We start from the raw sequence: 16,611 nt of genomic DNA on the forward strand, positions 1-16,611 counted from the left end.
CGTCTCCGTTGCGCTACAATAGAGAAAAAAGGATGGAATACACGCATGATACATATGTTACGACCGATTCTCACTCATCGAATCGTCTTAGTGCTCTTGTTCATCATCAACTTGTTCGGCTCGATTTACGGGTACATCTGGTATGAGCCCCAGCTCCGTGACACGCCGCTCCTTTATTGGCCGTTCGTGCCGGACAGTCCGACGGCCTCGCTTTTCTTCACGGTCGTGCTCGGTCTATGGATTGCCGGGAAGAAGTCGCCCCTCATGGAGACGCTCGCCTTCGTGACGCTCATCAAATACGGGGTATGGGCCGTCATCATGAACATCTTGTTCTTACGAGAGCTCGGTCCTGATGCGGAGACGTTCACCGTGCTCATGGCCGTCATGCTGATGGTGTCGCACGGAGCGATGGCGTTCCAGGCGCTGTTGTATGCACCGTTCATGACATGGACGGTTCGTTCGTTCGTTTTGACGCTCATCTGGGTCGTCCACAACGACGTCGTCGATTATGTGCTCGGCCAATGGCCGCGCTATCCGTCGCTCGCCGAGCATATCGCCTGGATCGGCTACGGTTCGTTCTGGTTGACGGGAATATGTTTTTTTATGGGATACCACCTCATCCTGCGCACTTCACTTGATAATAAGTTCATAAGAATGTAAAATCAGGGTATCAAATACACGCAGAGGTGATAGAGAACATGTCATTAGGTGGCTATATTTTCTATCTTGCACTGATTATGCTCATCCCATTATGGGCCCAGATGCGAGTGAAAAGTACGTACAAAAAATTTCTTCAACAACCGATTCAAAGCGGCGTCACCGGCGCCCAAGTCGCTGACTTCATCATGAAACAAAACGGCGTCAACAACGTCCGCATCGAGATGGTCGACGGACTGATGAGTGACCATTACGATCCGGTCAATAAAGTCGTCCGTCTCTCACGTGAAGTGTATCAAGGCTCGACGATTTCATCGGCTGCGATTGCGGCCCACGAGATCGGCCACGTCATTCAAGATGCGACCGACTATAAGATGATGCGTGTCCGCCACCGTCTTGTCCCGGTCGTGAACATCACGTCGAACTTGTCGTTCCCGCTTCTCTTAGGTGGTTTCTTGCTCGGCGCGATGGGCCTCGCCCAACTCGGTGTCATCATGATGCTCGGGGCGGTCGTGTTCCAACTCGTCACACTCCCAGTCGAATTCGATGCCTCGAAACGGGCCATGGCTGAACTGACGAGCCACGGAATCGTCACGGCAACCGAAGAGTCGGGTGCGCGCAAAGTGCTCAACGCGGCAGCATGGACGTACGTGGCGGCAACGCTCGTCGCCGTCGCCGAATTGATCCGCTTGGCACTCATCGTCTTCATGCCACGTGATGAGTAGAATCAACGGTCCCGTCTCGCGACGGGACTTTTTTTATCATGTTTGGAAAGGGGACCGAGATGTCAAAACCACAGTTGACGAGGGCGGGTCGTCTGCGTCTGATCGAACAACTCGAGACGCTTCGCATCGAGGGTCGGCGTGAAGCGCTCGAACGTGTCAAGGCGGCCCGGAAATTTTGTGACTTTCGAGAAGATGTGACGTATTTCGACGCAGTGCGTGAACAAGAGCGGATCGAGACGAAAATCAGCGAACTAGAGCGGACGCTCGCCGATGCCGTCGTCGTGGAAGAGGAAGCGACTGCCGGAGAGGTTGGATTCGGCGACACGGTGACGTTGCGAGAACTGCCGGATGGTGACACCGAGACGTACCAAATCGTCGGCGAGCTCGAGGCTGATCTGGCAAACGGGTCGATCTCCGCGACATCACCGCTCGGCAGTGGTTTGATGGGAGCTACCGTCGGTCAAACCGTCTCCATCGCTTCACCGGGCGGCACGCTCACGTTTGAGATTGTCCGCATCGAACGATAATGAAACAACGCCCCGTTCATTCGAACGGGGCGTTGTGCGTCGTGACTTATTTCAAAGGAATCCGGTTCTCATCGAACGTGAAGCCTTCACCACCGACCTCATAGACGTGGTGGAACGTGACGAAGGCGTGCGGGTCGATCTGTTTGACGATCGTTTTCAACCGGTTCACTTCGTTCCGCCCGACGACGACGTAGAGGACTTCAAGTTCCTTGTTCGAATAGCCGCCTTTGGCGAGAAGACGGGTCGTCCCGCGGTTCATCGTGGCGTGGATGCCGTCGGCGATGGCCGTGCGATGGTCGCTGATAATCATAGCGGCTTTCCCGGCATACGTCCCTTCCTGCATCGAGTCGATGACGCGGGCCCCGATATAGACGGCGAGGAGCGTATACATCGCCTCGCGAATATCGAGATACGTCAAACTGAGGACGATGACGAAAAAGTCGAACACGAGGAACGTCTTGCCGATTGACCAGCCGACGTAACGTTGCACGAGCCGGGCAATGATGTCGACGCCTCCGGTCGTACCGCCGTTATTGAAGATGATCCCAAGACCGACACCGATGAACAGGCCGGCGAACAAACTCGCGAGCACCATGTCGTCCGTCAAATCGATGACGAGGTTTGAGTACTTGGCAATGAGGGCGTACCAGAGCGAGAAGCTGAACGTCCCGATGAGCGTGTAGATGAACGTCGTCCGCCCGAGCAGCTTATAGCTGACGAAGAAGAGCGGGATGTTGAGCGCCAAGTTCGTGATCGATGGCGACCAATCGAATAAGCCCCGCAGAATCAAGGTGATGCCTGTGAAGCCGCCTTCCGCCAAGTTGTTCTGGACGTTGAAGTGGTAGACGCCGAACGCGAAAATAAAGGAACCAATCAAAATGAAGAATATATTGCGAAACCGAATCGGTAATTGTACCGTCATCTGGTTCACCTCCCATCTAGTAGCGTACTCGAAAAACCTCTCGATTGCCTACCCTGAACATATGACAATCGAGACGGAGTCCGATATACTTTTCACAGAAGAGGTGATTTTATGAAAATAGTAGCAATTGGGGCCCATCCGGACGACATTGAGATCGGCATCGCCGGTATGACCGCCCAATGGACCGAGGACGGGGTCGAGGTCCTATACGTCGATTTGACGAGAGCCGAACTGTCATCGAACGGGGACGTCGTCACCCGGGGGAAAGAAGCCGAGATGGCCGACCGTGTGCTCGGCATCCGGCGTGTGAACCTCGGTTTTCCGGACCGGGGTTTGACAGGGGACAATGAACAAGTCGAGGCGCTCGTCCGTTTGATTCGGACCGAACGTCCGACACATGTCTTCTATCCATACGGCGTCGACCGCCATCCTGACCACGGGGCTTGCGCCCGACTCGTCGAGGAGGCGCTCTTTAACGCGGGAATCCGTAAATTTATGCCGGACGTCGCCGCGTATCGACCGGCGAGCGTCTATCAATATATGATCAACGCCCATACGACGCCTGACGTCTGCATCGACATCACGGCGACGATCGAACATAAACTAAACGCTTTACGGGCTTATGCCAGTCAGTTCACACCGGTCGACGGTGTGGCGACACCGCTCACGGACGCCTATCTCGATCGGGTGTTGGCACGGGAACGGCATTTCGGCAGTTTGATCGGAACGGAGTACGCCGAAGGGCTCATGACGACCCGTCCGTACGTTGTCACGAAGGCGGGTGAGCTCGCATGAAACTACGCATCGGGGTCCTTTGTTATCCGTCGGTCGGAGGTTCAGGCATACTCGCCACCGAGCTCGGCATGAAACTCGCCGACCGGGGGCATGACGTTCATTTCATCACGTCGAGCATCCCGTTCCGACTGAACGCCTACCATCCGAATATCACGTTCCACCAAGTCGAGATCAACCAGTACTCGGTGTTCCGCTATCCGCCGTACGACATCACGCTCGCCTCGAAAATCGCGAGCGTCATCCAGGCGTTCGGCCTTGATGTCATTCATGCCCACTACGCGGTGCCGCACGCTGTCTGTGCCGCCCTCGGGCGCGAGATGGCCGGGACGAAGACGTCAATCGTGTCGACGCTCCACGGGACCGATATCACCGTGCTTGGGGAAGACGAAGAACTCAAGCCGGCCATCCTTTATGGGTTGCGCCAATCGAACGCGATCACGGCCGTCTCGAACAGCTTGAAACAAGAGACGCTCGAGCGGATCGGGTCCGATTTGTCGATTGACGTCATCCATAACTTTATCGATGAGGCCGTCTATCAACCACAGGCCGATACATCGCTTCGCGAACGATACGGTTTATCGGAACAGGACCGGGTCGTCATCCATATCTCAAACTTCCGTCAAGTGAAGCGAATCGACCTCGTGCTCGAATCGTTCCAGCAGATGAACGTGCCGCACAAAAAACTGCTCCTCGTCGGTGACGGTCCGCTCATGGGAGCGATGCGCCGTCTCGTGAGCGAGATGGGGCTCGAAGAGCAAGTCATCTTCGCCGGGAAGCAAGAGCAAGTGGCGGCACTTCTATCGATGTGCGACGTCCATATCCTGTTGTCGGATAAAGAGGCGTTCGGCCTCGTCGCCCTCGAGGCGATGGCGACGGGTGTGCCGTCGGTCGTCAGCGATGCGGGCGGATTGCCGGAAGTCATCACCGACGGCGTAGAAGGGTTCGTCGTCAAACGCGGCGACGCGCCCGCGGCGACGAAAGCGCTCGAAGCGATCTTGCTCGACCACGAGCTCCATGCACGCTTCCGTGCGAACGGGCTCGAGCGGGCCAAACAGTTCGCCTCGGCCGATATCGTCACGGCGTATGAATCGCTTTATGAACAGGTGGTGGGACGATGACGGAATGGGAATACGCCAAACGAATCATCGAGACGATCAACGCCCACGGCGGCGAAGCGTACATCGTCGGGGGTGCCGTCCGTGACTATATGCTCGGTACGCTTCCGGATGATATCGATATCGCCACGTCGCTCTTCCCGGACGAAGTCATGCGCTTGTTCCCGAAATCGGTACCGACCGGGATTGACCACGGAACGGTGACGGTCATCCTCGACCATCATCCGTTCGAAGTGACGACGTTCCGCTCGGAAGGGACGTACTCGGACTCGAGACGACCCGACCATGTTTCGCTCGGCGTCTCGCTTGAAGAAGATATGAAACGGCGTGACTTCACCATGAACGCGATGGCGTTTCACGACGGCAACGTCGTCGACTTGTTCGGCGGACGGATGGACCTCGAGGCACGTGTCATTCGGACCGTCGGCAGCCCCTATGAACGCTTCAACGAGGACGCGCTCCGCATCATGCGGGCGTTCCGCTTCATGGCCCAACTCGATTTCCGGCTCGACGAAGACGTGCAACGGGCCTCACGCGAACTCGGCCACAAACTGCAAGACATCGCGATGGAACGGGTCGCCATCGAGTTCGAGAAGTTGATGATGGGCCCGGCATACCGAAAGGCGCTCGCGGCGATACTTGACCTCGGCATCCATCAATACTTGCCGAACGTCACGGAGACGCTCATCCGCCATGTCATCGCCGACAAGCGGACCCCGGTCGACCCGGTCGGGGGCTGGGCGTTGTTCGTCTATTATGCTGACGCCACCGATTGGCTGACACCGTGGAAACGCTCGAACGCACTGAAGCGGGAGGCGGGCGTGCTCGCGCGTCTGTTCGACAGCGGGCTCGACACGTTCACCATCTATGAGACGACGCTGGAGACGTTAGCGACATACTTGCGGATGTCCGGACGAAGCGAGACGGCCGAACAGTTGAAGCGGCAGTTGCCGATCCAGTCGCGCCGGGAACTCCGATTCGATGGTCGCGATGCGCTACATCTCGGTGCCCGGGGACCGCTCATCAAACAGCTGCTCGCCCACGTTGAGCGGCTCGTGCTCATTGGCGAGCTCGCCAATGAGCCGGAATCGTTACGAAAGGAGGCCGAACAATGGCTTCGACACGCGGAAAAGTCTTAAATCTGTTGCAGGACGGGGCCGTCTGGAGCGGTCAAGAGTTGGCCCGCCAATTAAATATTTCACGTACCGCCATTTGGAAGCATATCGAGACGTTAAAACAAGACGGGTATGCGATTGAAACGATTCCTCGAAAAGGGTATCAATTGTTCGGTCAGACCGACCGGCTCGATGAACCGGCGTTCGTATCGTTCCGAAAAGGGCGGTTCGGACAAGTCGTCCATGCGTTTGAGCAAATCGACACGACCCAACGCATCGCCCATGAATTGGCGCAAAAGGGCGTCCTCGAAGGAACGCTCGTCATCAGCGAAGAGCAGACAGCGGGCCGAGGCCAACTCGGCCGGAACTGGTATAATCCGAGCCACGTCAATATCGCGGCGAGCGTGATTTTGCGGCCGGCGTTGCCGATTCGAGACGCCTCGAAGCTGACGCTCATGGCAGCGAGCGCGTTCGCGCGCGCCCTGCACGCGCAAGGCATCCCGGCCACCATCAAATGGCCGAACGACTTGTTGCTCAACGGGAAAAAAATCGGCGGCATCTTGACCGAGATGCAGACGGAGGGTGACCGGATTCAAGCCGTCATCCTCGGCTTCGGGATGAACGTCAACAGCGAGGTCATCCCGGAAGAGCTCGCGCATCGGGCCACATCGATCAAACTCGAGACGAATCAGACGCATCGCAGAAGCGAGCTGCTTGCCAACTTACTCGCCGAGCTTGAAAGCGAATATGACTTGTTCCTTGAGTCTGGGTTCGGCCCTGTGCGCAAGCATTGGCTCGAGCATGCCGCTTATCTGAACGAATCGATCACGTTGACGGCGTCTGGGAAGTCAAGAAGCGGGACGATGCGCGGCATTTCAGAGGATGGGGCACTCCTGTTGGAACATGAAGGAACGGTCGAACCGATTTACTCTGCCGAAATCGCAGTTTGGAATGATTGATGGAAACGGGTTCGTGGTCTATAATGAATGTGCCGGACGCTATCGCTCGCGAAGTGTACCAGTACTGCAGACCGTCACTACATTTTTTTGTCTGCCTTGATCATTTTGACAGGGACAGAAGGACACTCAACTACTTGAGATCGTTTTCGTGCGCCTTCTTACCATTCGTGTAGGAAGGCGTTTTTTGTAACCTGTCTCCACATTTAGGAGGAGAACCATATGCACACGATGACTTCGTTATTGAAGAAGATGAAGCCAGAAGAGAAATTGGTCATGTTGACGGCCTACGATTATCCGTCGGCAAAACTGGCCGAGGCAGCAGGGGTCGACATCATTTTAGTCGGGGACTCGCTCGGAATGGTCGTGCTCGGCTACGATTCGACAATCCCGGTGACGACTTCGGACATGGTCCACCATGCCAAGGCCGTGCGCCGCGGGGCACGGAACACGTTCGTCGTCGTCGACATGCCGTTCGCGACATACCATGGCGACTTCGACCGCACGCTTCAAGCGGCCGCGACGTTGTTCCAAGACGGTCAGGCCGATGCCATCAAACTTGAAGGGGCCGGCGAGGTGCTCGAAACGATCGAACGTCTGACGAAAGTCGGTATGCCGTGTGTGGCCCATCTTGGCCTCACCCCACAATCGGTCGGTGTACTTGAAGGCTATAAAGTACAAGGGAAATCGCTCGAGGATGCCGAACAGTTGATTGCCGATAGCCTCGAGGCCGAACGGGTCGGTGCGAAGATGCTCGTTCTCGAGTGTGTGCCGCACCAATTGGCCAAAAAGATTGCCGAGGCACTTACAATCCCGGTCATCGGCATCGGTGCCGGTGCCGATGTGGACGGTCAAGTGCTCGTCTATCACGATATCTTGAAATATGGCGTCGACCGTCTGCCGAAGTTCGTCGAGGCGTATGCCGATGTGAACGAAGTCGCGACGACGGCAATCCGCAATTATGTCGAGGCGACGAAAGACGGCTCGTTCCCGCTCGAACGGCACACGTTCACGATGGATGAGTCGTTGCTCGACACACTCTACGGGGGCAAGGCATGAACATCGTCACGACACCACATGACTTACAGAAACTGTTGACCGACGCCGGGACGATCGGTTTCGTCCCGACGATGGGTTATTTGCATGAAGGGCATCTCAGTCTCGTCGAGGCGGCCAAGTCAGAGAACGACCTCGTCGTCATGAGCATCTTCGTCAACCCGACCCAGTTCGGTCCGAACGAGGACCTCGACCGCTATCCGCGTGATTTCGAGCGGGACGAGGCGCTCGCCCGCGAGGCGGGTGTCGACGTCTTGTTTTACCCGAACACGGAGACGATGTATCCCCTCGACATGGCTCGCGTCACGGTACGTACCGGCGCAGATGTCCTCTGCGGAGCGAGCCGGCCCGGTCATTTCGATGGCGTTTTGACCGTTGTGTCCAAGCTGTTCAACTTGGTCCGTCCGACGCGTGCTTATTTTGGTTTGAAGGACGCGCAACAAGTCGCCTTGATCGAAGGATACGTCCGTGACTATTTCGTCCCGGTCGAGATTCGACGCTGTCCAATCATCCGTGAAGAATCAGGTCTCGCCAAGTCGTCCCGGAACGTCTATTTGTCGGAGACGGAGAAGGCGGATGCGAGTGACATCAATCGGGCATTGGCTGAAGCAAAGGATGCGCTTGTACAAGGCAAAACGATTCAAGATGTGAAAGCACATCTCGAGGAACGTCTGAAGAACATCCCAAACAGTACGATCGACTATGTCGAAATCAAAGACTACCCGACGTTGACCGAGGTGACCTCCGCGTCGACCGAACTATTGATTGCCGTAGCGGTGCAGTTCGAACGGGCCCGCTTGATTGATAATGTGATTTGGAAGAGAGGATGAATCCAATGATTCGAACATTTATGCACGCGAAACTACACAAAGCGACCGTCACCGAGGCGAACTTGCATTACGTCGGCTCGATCACAATCGATGAAGATTTGATGGACGCGGTCGGCATCATGGAAAACGAACATGTGCACATCACGAACAACCATAACGGAGCCCGTATCGAGACGTATGTCATCAAAGGAGAACGAGGTTCGGGTGTCGTCTGTCTGAACGGTGCAGCGGCCCGTCACTTCCAAGTCGGAGATGTCGTCATCATCATGGCGTACGGCCAAATGACGGCCGAGGAAGCGAAACAGCATCGTCCGAAAGTCGCCGTCTTGAACGAACGGAACGAGATCGATCAACTTCTTTATGAAGAGATCGCCCATACGATTCTATGACACGAGCGGGGATGTCCGATAGAGGCATCCCCGTTTTTTCGTGTATCGTTCTATGGTAAGATGAGACAGACAGAAAGCACGAGCGTGCCGAAGATGGGATGGATGTTATGGACACCTATGTGATAGTGGATTTGGAGACGACTGGTCATTCCGTCAAGTCCGGCGACGAACTGATTGAATTTGCGGCGGTGGTCGTTCAAGGGAGTGAAGTGATTGAGCGCTACAGTACCTTGATTCGCCCGAGTCGCCCAATCCCGCCTTTTATCACGCAGTTGACGACGATCACGAACCAAGACGTGGCGGAAGCCCCGACGTTTGAGGAAGTGATTCCAGATATATGGAAGATGCTCGATGGGCGAATATTCGTCGCCCACAACGTGTCTTTCGATTTGAATTTTTTAAATGAAAGCCTCGAGCAAGCCGGGTATATCCCGTTTCAGGGACGGGCCATCGACACGGTCGAGCTGGCCCGGATCCTATACCCGACGCTTGAGAGCCATGCGCTCGAGTCGCTCGCCGAGACGTTTGATCTCGTGCATACTGACGCGCACCGGGCGCTCAGCGATGCCGAGGCGACGGCGGAACTGTTCATTCGTTTGATTGAACGGTTGCGCGCCTTGCCGCTCGTGACGTTACAACAGTTACGACGCCTGTCCGAGTCGTGGACGAGCAACGTCGAACCGCTCCTCGACGAGTTGATTCTTGAGGTCGGGATCCGAGCCGACGATGAGACGACGTTCGATATTCATCGGAAAATCGCACTCCGACGTCTCGTCGATACGTTCGAACCCGCTGTCGAACGCGACCCGTTCGAGCCGTTTCTTCACCGGACGATCGAAGAGACGCTTCCGGCACTATTCGGTCAATTTGAACCGCGTCAAAGCCAGTTCGAGATGATGCGACACGTCTATAAGGCGCTCGACGACGAGGCGACGCTGTTGATCGAGGCGGGTACGGGGACCGGAAAGACATTGGCGTATTTGATTCCGAGCGCACACCACGCCCTCGAGACGAAGCGCCCGGTCGTCGTCAGCACACATACGATTCAGTTGCAAGAACAGTTGTTGAATCGAGATTTACCAATCTTAAAAGCGATTTTCCCTGAAATCGAGTTCACACTTTTGAAAGGGAGACGCAACTACATCGACCTCCGAAAGTTCGAGATGATTCTCGAAGAAACGAATGACGGGCTGCTCCCGGCGATGTGCAAGGCAATGGTCCTCGTCTGGTTGACCGAGACCGAGACGGGGGACTTGGAAGAGTTGTCATTGCCCGGTGCGGCGTCACAAGGGCCGGCCTCGTTCAAACGGCTGATCCAGGCCGATGCCGCCTCTGACTTCGGTCGCTTCGACCCTTGGTATAGCCGTGACTTCTTCACCCGGGCCGTCTTGCGCTCGAAAGAGGCCGATATCATCGTGACGAACCATGCTTTGTTGTTCTCTGATTTGCAACACCAGGCTGGGATTCTCCCGACCGATACGCCACTCGTCTTGGACGAGGCACATCAAGTCGAGGAAGTCGCGTCGCATCACTTCGGAGTCACGTTTGACGCGATTCAATTTGACCGCTTGTTCAAATGGTTCGGCTACGGTGCCGACGGCAAGTTTCATTCGCGCGTGCTCGGGCTCGCCGATTTGACGTCCGTCTCGGAAGAAGCCGAGGCGTTCAGCAAAGCGACCGATCAAGCACTCGCCCGCGTCGACGATGAGCTGAACGATTTGCTCACGGCGCTCCAGTCACTCGGGAAAAAACGGGAGCAACGTCAAACCGTCCGCTTCGAGCGGGAAGGGGAACCGTTCCGACCAATCCGTGAAGTGGCGAAACGGCTCGAAGACCGTCTACGCACGTTACGGACGACATTGCGACAACTGCACCGTCTCCTCGATGAGCATAAAGAGCATATGACGTTCAAACAACGGGCCGTGCTCGGTGATTTGAAAGCGTTCATCGGCGACGTGCGCGATATAGAGAGCGTCCTCTACGAGACGATGCTCACGCGGGACGACGATGCCGTCAGTTGGGTTGAGCTCAATCTGGCTAATCGCAAGTTGACCTCGGTGTACACCCAGCCGGTCGAGATCGGACCGCTCCTGCATGAGCGGCTGTTCGCCAAACGGCCGACCATCCTGACGTCGGCGACGATGACCGTCTCAGGACGATTCGGCTTCATCGAACGCCGTCTTGGACTCGATGGGGAAAACGTTCGCCGCGTCGTCCTGGCGTCTCCGTTTGATTTCAAGAAGCAAGCGAAACTGTTCGTTCCGTCCGACATCCCGCTCATCAACGAAGTTCCGTTGCCGCGGTTCGTCGAGCAGATCGCGGACTCGATCGCCCAAATCGCCAACGTGACGAAAGGACGGATGCTCGTCTTGTTCACGTCGAACGAACTGTTGCGTTTGACGCACGAGGCTGTCAAAGACCAATTGGATGAGGCGTACACGCTCCTCGCCCAAGGCGTCAGCGGCGGATCGCGAAGCCGCTTGACGAAACAGTTCAAACGGATCGACCAGTCGATTTTGTTCGGAACGGCAAGCTTTTGGGAAGGGGTCGATATTCCGGGCGAGGCACTCACCTGCCTCATCATCGTCCGGCTTCCGTTCGCGCCGCCCGACCAGCCGGTCATGCAGGCTCGTTCCGAGAAGATCGAGGCGACCGGTAAATCGTCTTTCTTTGAACTATCGCTTCCGCAAGCGGTCATCCGCTTCAAGCAAGGGGTCGGTCGCCTGATCCGTTCGAAAGAGGATTACGGCGCCATCTTCGTCTTCGATCGTCGCGTCGAGACGACGCGTTACGGCAAGCAGTTCATCAATAGTCTACCGTCCGTCGATCGAATTGACGGACCGCTCGAGACCGCACTCGCTGAGCTTGAGCTGTTTTTAGACGAGAAAGAGAAGACCGGGCTAGGAAATCAGAGATAACGCTAGGCATCGTGAAATTATCGCTTTATAATAATGGGTATAGTGTTTTTTGAAGGAGGAGTAATCATGAATTCGAATATTGAGACGTTGGCGACGGTTCGAATCGAGCCGACGGCAGACGTCTACAAAATCGTCGACTTGTTGAATCGTACGTTGAAGAGCCAAGATTTAATGTTCGGTCTTGCTTTAGAGAAAAAAGTGAATGATCCGAAGAAAGAAGAGATGGTGTTCACCATCTATCGGACGGAATGACACGGAAGACAAAAGTAGTGATTGCGTTCATGACGGCACTCATCGGTGTCGTCATCGTATTTAGTGGCATTTATTGGTTCACGGTCGGCCACACCGAGCGGACGAAAGAGAAAATGATCGAGGAAGCGCGCGAGCGACTCGTCGACGAGCAACCGTCCGTCTCGATTGAACGGGCCGAACTGTTTAACGGGACAGAACCGTATGTCGTCTTCGAGGAGACGAATCGGGTCCAATTCGTGCCGGTCGACGACAAGTTGCCAATCGAGACACGAGATATCGCAACGGTCGATTCAGAACAAATCTGTGCCGACTCGGTCGCAGAGACCGGCGGTACGCTCGTCAGCTGTAAATATGGCTTCGATGAACGGGCATTGATCGAAGTCGTGACAAAAGCGGGCACGTCTTACACGTACTCGTACTATACGCTCCAAGCGGGCGAATTCATTCGACGGGTCCAATTGACGGACTCGCCTTGACGAAACTAGAGGGGGATCTCAATGGAACATCTATTGGCACAACGTGTAAAGCAGTTGACACCTTCAACGACACTCGCCATCACGGCGAAAGCGAAAGCGTTAAAAGCGTCGGGTCAAGACGTGATCGGGCTAGGGGCCGGTGAGCCGGACTTCAATACGCCTGAACGCATCATCGAGGCAGCCTGTCAGGCCGCACGCGATGGCGACACGAAGTATACCCCATCTGGCGGGACGGTCGCACTCAAAGACGCAATCATCGAAAAGACGAAACGCGACAGCAACTTAACGTTCACACGTCCAGAGGTCATGGTCGCTTCCGGTGCGAAACACGCCCTCTATGCGCTGTTCCAAGCGATTTTAGATGAAGGGGACGAGGTCATCATCCCGGTACCATATTGGGTCAGTTATCCGGAGCAAGTGAAGCTGGCTGACGGAGTTCCGGTCTACGTCGACACGAACGAGACGACGATGTTCAAATTGACGCCGGAGCTGCTCGAGGCGGCCATCACGGATCGGACGAAGGCGGTCATCTTGAACAGCCCATCGAACCCGACCGGCATGATTTATACAGAATCTGAACTCTCGGCGCTTGCGGACGTCGTCAAACGGCACGATCTGCTCGTCGTCAGTGACGAGATTTATGAGAAACTCGTTTACGGTGAGGCGGAGTTCGTCTCCATCGCGACGCTTCCTGACATGCGGGAACGGACGATTATCATCAACGGTGTCTCGAAGTCGCATGCGATGACGGGATGGCGCATCGGCTATGCAGTCGGTGACAAGACGATCATCGAGGCGATGACGAACCTCGCGTCGCATTCGACATCGAACCCGACGTCGATCGCGCAAGCTGCGGCGGTCGAAGCCTACAATGGGCCACAAGATGACGTCGAGATGATGCGTGTCTCGTTTGCTGAACGACTCGAGATCGTCTATGAACGACTCATTGCGATTCCAGGAATCACATGCTTGAAGCCGCAAGGCGCATTTTACTTATATGCCAACGCCAAAGAAGCGGCCACGATGAGCGGTTACGACTCGGTCGATGCGTGGTGCGAGGCCGTCCTCGGTGAGGCGTACGTCGCGCTCGTCCCGGGTTCAGGTTTTGGTCAGGACGACTACGTCCGCTTGTCATATGCAACAGAATTAAAACGAGTAGTAGAAGCGCTCGATCGAGTGGAAGACTTCATTACACGTAACGCTCGATAAGCGAAAGGATGGATATGAACATGACAACTATTTCAATCAGCCAATTTAAAGACTATGAAGGCCAGACGGTCCGGGTCGGAGCTTGGATCGCCAACAAACGTTCGAGCGGAAAGATCGCGTTCCTTCAACTTCGTGACGGGAGCGGCTTCGCCCAAGCGGTCGTCGTCAAAGCCGATGTGGCCGAAGATTTGTTTGCCCTCGCCAAAGGCGTGACACAAGAAACATCGGTCTGGGTGACCGGTACCGTCAAATCGGACGGTGGTCGCACGCCGCTCGGGTTCGAACTCGAGGTGACAGACATGGAAGTGATCGCGGAATCGGTCGACTATCCGATCACACCGAAAGAGCACGGGACAGAGTTCTTGATGGACAACCGTCACCTTTGGCTCCGCTCGCGTCGTCAGCACGCGATCATGAAAGTCCGTAACGAATTGATCCGGGCGACGTACGAGTTCTACAACCAAGAAGGATTCGTGAAGATCGACCCACCAATCATCACGTCGAGCGCACCGGAAGGCACGACGGAATTGTTCGAGACAGATTATTTCGGACAGCCGGCCTACTTGTCGCAAACGGGCCAACTTTATATGGAAGCCGCAGCGATGGCACTCGGGAAAGTATTCTCGTTCGGACCGACGTTCCGGGCCGAAAAATCGAAGACGCGCCGTCACTTGATCGAATTCTGGATGATCGAGCCAGAGATGGCGTTCTTCGACCACGACATGAGCCTCGAGCTCCAAGAGCGTTACGTCTCATACATCGCCAAGTCGGCACTTGAGAACTGCCGTAACGAATTGGAACTGCTCGGACGTGACTTGTCAAAACTTGAAAAAGTTCAAGCACCGTTCCCGCGCGTCCGTTACACGGATGCGATCAAGTTCTTGAAAGAGGAAGGCTTCGACGACATCGAGTATGGTGACGATTTCGGTGCACCGCACGAGACGGCCATCGCCAACGCGCATGACCTCCCGGTGTTCATCACCCATTGGCCGAAAGACATCAAACCGTTCTACATGAAAGTCGACCCGGAGAACCCGGAACTCGTCCTTTGTGCCGATTTGATCGCGCCGGAAGGTTACGGCGAAATCATCGGCGGCTCGCAGCGTGAAGACGACTACGACCGCTTGAAAGAAGAAATCATCAAAGAAGGTCTTGACGAGACGGACGCGTACGACTGGTATCTCGAACTCCGTAAATACGGGTCGGTCCCGCATTCTGGCTTCGGCCTCGGCCTTGAGCGGACGGTTGCTTGGATTAGCGGTATCGAGCATATCCGCGAAGCGATCCCGTTCCCACGTCTCTTGAACCGCATTCACCCATAATCGCCGATCGGGGATGACTTTGTCTTCCCCGATTGATTTGTCTAGAAAGGATGTGCGACATGGATGCACATAATATAATCAAGCTGTTCGAACAAAATCCAGTCGTCGTTCCGAGGAAACTGTTCACCGAGGCACGTCGCCTCAACTTGACGCCGGTCGAGTTCAATCTCGTCATCCATTTGCTTGAAATGATCGGGGAAGGCATCGAGATGCCGCTCCCGAGTGAGCTCGGGGACCGGATGAACGTGGCCGAGAGCGAGGCCCGCGCCGTGTTGCTCGGCCTGCTCCAAAAAGAGTTGATCGCCATCGACGCGTCGGCCGAGGTCGAACGATACAGTCTGCTTCCATTGTTCTTGGCGCTCGAGGAAGGGGCGGCACCTGAAAAATCGGCCCATTCGTTGAATGAGAACATCATTCATACGTTTGAGCGCGAGTTCGGGACAATCACTCCATTCGAGATCGAGCAGATTGTCGGCTGGTTGACCGAGGACGGCTTCAGCGAAGAGCTGATCATGGCCGCGCTTCGGGAAGCGAAACTACGCAACGTACGGAACTTCAAATATATGGACAAGATCCTCCGGGTGTGGCAAGACCATAACGTCGAGTCGCTCGAGGACCTCGTCGATTATCAACGGAGGAAAAAGTGATGTTGACGAGAGCCCAATTGAACGAAGTGTCGGACGAGATGCGCCGTATGTTCCCGGACGCCCACTGTGAGTTGACGCACCGCAACCCGTTCGAGCTGGTCGTGGCCGTGGCGTTATCGGCGCAGGCGACGGATGCACTCGTCAACAAAGTGACGCCTGGTCTGTTCGAGGCCTATCCGACCGTCGAATCGATGGCCGCGGCAGACGTCGCCGACATCGAGGCGTTAATCAAGCGCATCGGTCTCTATCGGAACAAGGCGAAAAACGTGAAGGCGCTGTCGATGCAAATCGTGGAACGTCATAACGGAATCGTCCCGTCGGACCGCGAATCACTCGAGGCGTTACCTGGCGTCGGTCGTAAAACGGCGAACGTCGTCTTGTCCGTCGCGTTTCATGAACCGGCGTTCGCCGTCGACACACACGTCGAGCGCGTCTCGAAACGGCTCGGAATCTGTCGTTGGAAAGACAACGTCCGTCAAGTCGAGGACACGCTCATGAAGAAGTTCCCACGCGAAGAATGGTCTCAGCTCCATCATCAGTTCATCTTTTTTGGACGTTACCATTGTAAAGCGCAACGTCCTGCCTGCGAGACATGTCCGCTGTTGCACATGTGCCGCGAAGGCAAGAAACGAATGAAGTCCAAGCAAGCGACCGGACAATGAACAAGCGTCTTCCTGATTACAATGATCAGGAAGACGCT

Annotated in this window: 18 protein-coding genes; 17 read left to right on the plus strand and 1 reads right to left on the minus strand. The window is 55.6% G+C overall.

Going from position 1 to position 16,611, the window contains the following annotated elements:
• Positions 1-45 precede the first annotated feature (45 nt).
• From KNP74_RS07455 to KNP74_RS07465, 3 genes are read left to right on the plus strand one after another with little or no spacing between them, the layout of a single operon-like run.
• On the plus strand, positions 46-660 hold the full coding sequence (locus tag KNP74_RS07455; RefSeq protein ID WP_214763912.1) for a DUF1405 domain-containing protein: 615 nt from the start codon (positions 46-48) through the stop codon (positions 658-660).
• 38 nt (positions 661-698) lie between these two features.
• Positions 699-1,382, plus strand: coding sequence for a zinc metallopeptidase (locus KNP74_RS07460; protein ID WP_138859558.1), 684 nt, complete (start codon positions 699-701; stop codon positions 1,380-1,382).
• Positions 1,383-1,441: 59 nt separating this feature from the next.
• Positions 1,442-1,909: a GreA/GreB family elongation factor gene (locus KNP74_RS07465; RefSeq protein ID WP_214763914.1), complete on the plus strand. Its 468-nt coding sequence runs from the start codon at positions 1,442-1,444 to the stop codon at positions 1,907-1,909.
• Positions 1,910-1,955: 46 nt separating this feature from the next.
• On the opposite strand, the gene KNP74_RS07470 is transcribed toward KNP74_RS07465, so the two are convergent.
• Positions 1,956-2,831 (minus strand): YitT family protein, encoded by an 876-nt coding sequence (locus KNP74_RS07470; protein ID WP_138859556.1) that lies wholly within the window; start codon positions 2,829-2,831, stop codon positions 1,956-1,958.
• Positions 2,832-2,942: 111 nt separating this feature from the next.
• Between KNP74_RS07470 and bshB1 the strand changes: the two genes are divergently transcribed.
• From bshB1 to nth, 14 genes are all read left to right on the plus strand, one after another.
• Complete coding sequence (bshB1, locus tag KNP74_RS07475; protein ID WP_138859555.1) at positions 2,943-3,626, plus strand: bacillithiol biosynthesis deacetylase BshB1; 684 nt, start codon at positions 2,943-2,945, stop codon at positions 3,624-3,626.
• On the plus strand, positions 3,623-4,744 hold the full coding sequence (bshA, locus tag KNP74_RS07480; RefSeq protein ID WP_214763917.1) for an N-acetyl-alpha-D-glucosaminyl L-malate synthase BshA: 1,122 nt from the start codon (positions 3,623-3,625) through the stop codon (positions 4,742-4,744). The genes bshB1 and bshA overlap by 4 nt, the downstream gene beginning before the upstream one ends.
• Positions 4,741-5,880, plus strand: coding sequence for a CCA tRNA nucleotidyltransferase (locus KNP74_RS07485; protein WP_214763918.1), 1,140 nt, complete (start codon positions 4,741-4,743; stop codon positions 5,878-5,880). Before bshA ends, KNP74_RS07485 begins: the two co-directional genes overlap by 4 nt.
• A complete protein-coding gene (locus KNP74_RS07490; protein ID WP_138859552.1) occupies positions 5,853-6,815 on the plus strand; it encodes a biotin--[acetyl-CoA-carboxylase] ligase in 963 nt (320 codons plus the stop codon). Before KNP74_RS07485 ends, KNP74_RS07490 begins: the two co-directional genes overlap by 28 nt.
• Before the next feature lie 219 nt (positions 6,816-7,034).
• Positions 7,035-7,871: a 3-methyl-2-oxobutanoate hydroxymethyltransferase gene (gene panB, locus KNP74_RS07495; protein WP_214763919.1), complete on the plus strand. Its 837-nt coding sequence runs from the start codon at positions 7,035-7,037 to the stop codon at positions 7,869-7,871.
• Positions 7,868-8,698, plus strand: a complete 831-nt coding sequence (gene panC, locus KNP74_RS07500; protein WP_034777344.1) for a pantoate--beta-alanine ligase — start codon at positions 7,868-7,870, stop codon at positions 8,696-8,698. The genes panB and panC overlap by 4 nt, the downstream gene beginning before the upstream one ends.
• Before the next feature lie 5 nt (positions 8,699-8,703).
• A complete protein-coding gene (panD, locus tag KNP74_RS07505; protein ID WP_021067221.1) occupies positions 8,704-9,087 on the plus strand; it encodes an aspartate 1-decarboxylase in 384 nt (127 codons plus the stop codon).
• A gap of 107 nt (positions 9,088-9,194) precedes the next feature.
• The gene (gene dinG / locus KNP74_RS07510; RefSeq protein ID WP_214763920.1) at positions 9,195-12,005 is read left to right on the plus strand and encodes an ATP-dependent DNA helicase DinG; all 2,811 of its coding nucleotides are present in this window, start codon (positions 9,195-9,197) and stop codon (positions 12,003-12,005) included.
• A 66-nt stretch (positions 12,006-12,071) separates the two neighbouring features.
• Entirely contained in the window at positions 12,072-12,257 is a 186-nt protein-coding gene (locus tag KNP74_RS07515) for a YpmA family protein (RefSeq protein ID WP_016509977.1), read from the plus strand.
• Entirely contained in the window at positions 12,254-12,733 is a 480-nt protein-coding gene (locus KNP74_RS07520; RefSeq protein WP_214763921.1) for a hypothetical protein, read from the plus strand. The genes KNP74_RS07515 and KNP74_RS07520 overlap by 4 nt, the downstream gene beginning before the upstream one ends.
• 21 nt (positions 12,734-12,754) lie before the next feature.
• Positions 12,755-13,942 carry a pyridoxal phosphate-dependent aminotransferase gene (locus KNP74_RS07525; RefSeq protein ID WP_214763922.1) on the plus strand — a complete coding sequence of 396 codons (1,188 nt, stop codon included), beginning with the start codon at positions 12,755-12,757 and terminating at the stop codon, positions 13,940-13,942.
• A 20-nt stretch (positions 13,943-13,962) separates the two neighbouring features.
• Positions 13,963-15,264 (plus strand): asparagine--tRNA ligase, encoded by a 1,302-nt coding sequence (gene asnS, locus KNP74_RS07530; protein ID WP_034777348.1) that lies wholly within the window; start codon positions 13,963-13,965, stop codon positions 15,262-15,264.
• A 59-nt stretch (positions 15,265-15,323) separates the two neighbouring features.
• The gene (locus KNP74_RS07535) at positions 15,324-15,911 is read left to right on the plus strand and encodes a DnaD domain-containing protein (RefSeq protein ID WP_034777350.1); all 588 of its coding nucleotides are present in this window, start codon (positions 15,324-15,326) and stop codon (positions 15,909-15,911) included.
• Positions 15,911-16,573: an endonuclease III gene (nth, locus tag KNP74_RS07540; protein ID WP_034777352.1), complete on the plus strand. Its 663-nt coding sequence runs from the start codon at positions 15,911-15,913 to the stop codon at positions 16,571-16,573. Before KNP74_RS07535 ends, nth begins: the two co-directional genes overlap by 1 nt.
• Positions 16,574-16,611: the final 38 nt, after the last annotated feature.

It is taken from the genome of Exiguobacterium sp. s141 (assembly GCF_018618085.1).
In the GTDB taxonomy this organism is placed as follows: domain Bacteria; phylum Bacillota; class Bacilli; order Exiguobacteriales; family Exiguobacteriaceae; genus Exiguobacterium; species Exiguobacterium mexicanum_A.

What these genes read in the sequence shown, in the direction of transcription:
- KNP74_RS07455 (WP_214763912.1), top strand. Translation starts at nt 46, where the DNA reads ATGATACATATGTTACGACCGATTCTCACTCATCGAATCGTCTTAGTG.
- KNP74_RS07460 (WP_138859558.1), top strand. Translation starts at nt 699, where the DNA reads ATGTCATTAGGTGGCTATATTTTCTATCTTGCACTGATTATGCTCATC.
- KNP74_RS07465 (WP_214763914.1), top strand. Translation starts at nt 1,442, where the DNA reads ATGTCAAAACCACAGTTGACGAGGGCGGGTCGTCTGCGTCTGATCGAA.
- KNP74_RS07470 (WP_138859556.1), bottom strand. Translation starts at nt 2,831, where the DNA reads ATGACGGTACAATTACCGATTCGGTTTCGCAATATATTCTTCATTTTG.
- bshB1 (WP_138859555.1), top strand. Translation starts at nt 2,943, where the DNA reads ATGAAAATAGTAGCAATTGGGGCCCATCCGGACGACATTGAGATCGGC.
- bshA (WP_214763917.1), top strand. Translation starts at nt 3,623, where the DNA reads ATGAAACTACGCATCGGGGTCCTTTGTTATCCGTCGGTCGGAGGTTCA.
- KNP74_RS07485 (WP_214763918.1), top strand. Translation starts at nt 4,741, where the DNA reads ATGACGGAATGGGAATACGCCAAACGAATCATCGAGACGATCAACGCC.
- KNP74_RS07490 (WP_138859552.1), top strand. Translation starts at nt 5,853, where the DNA reads ATGGCTTCGACACGCGGAAAAGTCTTAAATCTGTTGCAGGACGGGGCC.
- panB (WP_214763919.1), top strand. Translation starts at nt 7,035, where the DNA reads ATGCACACGATGACTTCGTTATTGAAGAAGATGAAGCCAGAAGAGAAA.
- panC (WP_034777344.1), top strand. Translation starts at nt 7,868, where the DNA reads ATGAACATCGTCACGACACCACATGACTTACAGAAACTGTTGACCGAC.
- panD (WP_021067221.1), top strand. Translation starts at nt 8,704, where the DNA reads ATGATTCGAACATTTATGCACGCGAAACTACACAAAGCGACCGTCACC.
- dinG (WP_214763920.1), top strand. Translation starts at nt 9,195, where the DNA reads ATGGACACCTATGTGATAGTGGATTTGGAGACGACTGGTCATTCCGTC.
- KNP74_RS07515 (WP_016509977.1), top strand. Translation starts at nt 12,072, where the DNA reads ATGAATTCGAATATTGAGACGTTGGCGACGGTTCGAATCGAGCCGACG.
- KNP74_RS07520 (WP_214763921.1), top strand. Translation starts at nt 12,254, where the DNA reads ATGACACGGAAGACAAAAGTAGTGATTGCGTTCATGACGGCACTCATC.
- KNP74_RS07525 (WP_214763922.1), top strand. Translation starts at nt 12,755, where the DNA reads ATGGAACATCTATTGGCACAACGTGTAAAGCAGTTGACACCTTCAACG.
- asnS (WP_034777348.1), top strand. Translation starts at nt 13,963, where the DNA reads ATGACAACTATTTCAATCAGCCAATTTAAAGACTATGAAGGCCAGACG.
- KNP74_RS07535 (WP_034777350.1), top strand. Translation starts at nt 15,324, where the DNA reads ATGGATGCACATAATATAATCAAGCTGTTCGAACAAAATCCAGTCGTC.
- nth (WP_034777352.1), top strand. Translation starts at nt 15,911, where the DNA reads ATGTTGACGAGAGCCCAATTGAACGAAGTGTCGGACGAGATGCGCCGT.